This is a genomic window from Vicinamibacterales bacterium (assembly GCA_041659285.1).
In the GTDB taxonomy this organism is placed as follows: Bacteria; Acidobacteriota; Vicinamibacteria; order Vicinamibacterales; family UBA2999; genus 12-FULL-67-14b.
On the sequence record JBAZYO010000046.1, the window covers coordinates 1 to 1,461 of the forward strand.

Annotated in this window: 2 protein-coding genes; one reads left to right on the forward strand and one right to left on the reverse strand. The window is 55.2% G+C overall.

All coding sequences use genetic code 11. The annotated features are described in order from the left end of the window. Positions 1-326: 326 nt before the first annotated feature. Positions 327-662 (reverse strand): DUF6788 family protein, encoded by a 336-nt coding sequence (locus WC815_24285; GenBank protein ID MFA5911909.1) that lies wholly within the window; start codon positions 660-662, stop codon positions 327-329. A 133-nt stretch (positions 663-795) separates the two neighbouring features. Here WC815_24285 and WC815_24290 point away from each other — a divergent pair. Further along, positions 796-1,461: transposase (locus WC815_24290; protein MFA5911910.1), on the forward strand; the 666-nt coding region annotated here is incomplete at its 3' end.

Below are 1,461 nucleotides of genomic sequence, written 5' to 3' on the forward strand. Positions count from 1 at the left end.
TGCTCGGTAATCAATATGGGGAGTTTATCCTCTTGGAGTTTAGAAATCAGGCGCGTAGCTTGTCGTTTTAGCGTGGTAACAAGTTCTGTTTTCATAGGTGATACAATAGTGCCACATTATCCGATAGTCAATCATTTGTTTTTCAAGCGAACAAACGACTCACGCTGAGCGCAATCGATGGCGTGAAGTCAATGGTTCGTAGCATTATTTCTCCGACTTTTTCAGATCAATCCTGAAATGTGAACCATGTTTTGTGCCGGTCATAATGGTTACTGTTTTTTGCCACGAAAAGCGTGGAAAAGCGTGGGGTCAGCCCTGAATGGCGCTTAGTTAAGGCCTAATACACGCTTGCTCAATGGCTTACGGCGAGGCGGTTCAGTGATGGTGCGGAAGAGCACTAAGCGGGAAATCTGCTCCATGCGCTTAAGCGTTTGCTGCACGTTCCGCCAGTTTGTGATCGCTGCCTTCATCCACAGATACTGCTCCTTGGACAGGGCCACCGACACGGTCTTCTTCATCTCCTTGCGACTCCACTGATAGCACGGTCCGCCAGCGCCAGGGCCACGATCTTGAACGTATCCGTGACTGATCCAACCCATACGCGCCAGTTGTCGCTGTAGCCGGCCATATTCCGCCTGCAGATCTGAAAGATTGGGTTTCATGCAAATAAGTATAGCATACGTGTCAAGAAGGCGGTATATATACCGCCCTATGAATACACCGTACTTTCCTGCTTGGCGTCGGCAACTGGCCGCGGGTGCCCGGCACATGGCCGGCAGCCGCCGGCGCTCCCCCGTGGAGATTGAGTCGCAATATCGCAGGTTTCTGTCCAGCCGGACGCTGGCACCACCCAAACACGGCACCGGTAGCCGCCGGCGGGTTTTCCCATTGGCGTTGGTTTTTTGCTGTTTCCTCTGGCAGGTATTGCAGCCGCGCACCTCCTGCCGGGCGGTCGTGCGGCAAGTGCAGGCCTTTTGCGAGACTGAACGCCAGCGCTTCGACGAGAACACCAGCGCTTATTGTCAGGCACGTTCGCGTCTGCCCTATACCTGTTTGCAACAAGCACTGTGCGATTCAGCTCAAGCAGCAGAGCGGCTTGCCTGTCAAGGTGTTCCCGGATGGAACCGCCCTGTCAAAGTCGTAGACGCCACCGGCGTGCGCTTGCCCGATACCGCAGCCAATCGCAAAGCATTTCCGTACCCCAGTGGTCAGCAACCGGGCTGTGGCTTTCCCGTGATGAAAGTCGCCGGCCTCTATTCACTAGCCAGCGGGGCCATCCTCAAGACCGTCGACGGCCCTTGGTTTGCTCACGAGGCGCGCCTATGCAACAACCTTTGGCCCAACCTTCAGCCAGGTGACATCCTCTTGGGTGATCGCGCCTTCGGCGCCTACTTCATCCTCGCCTCACTGCCTCAACGCGGCGTGGACGTTGTCTGCCGTTTGAACCAAGGAAGACATTTC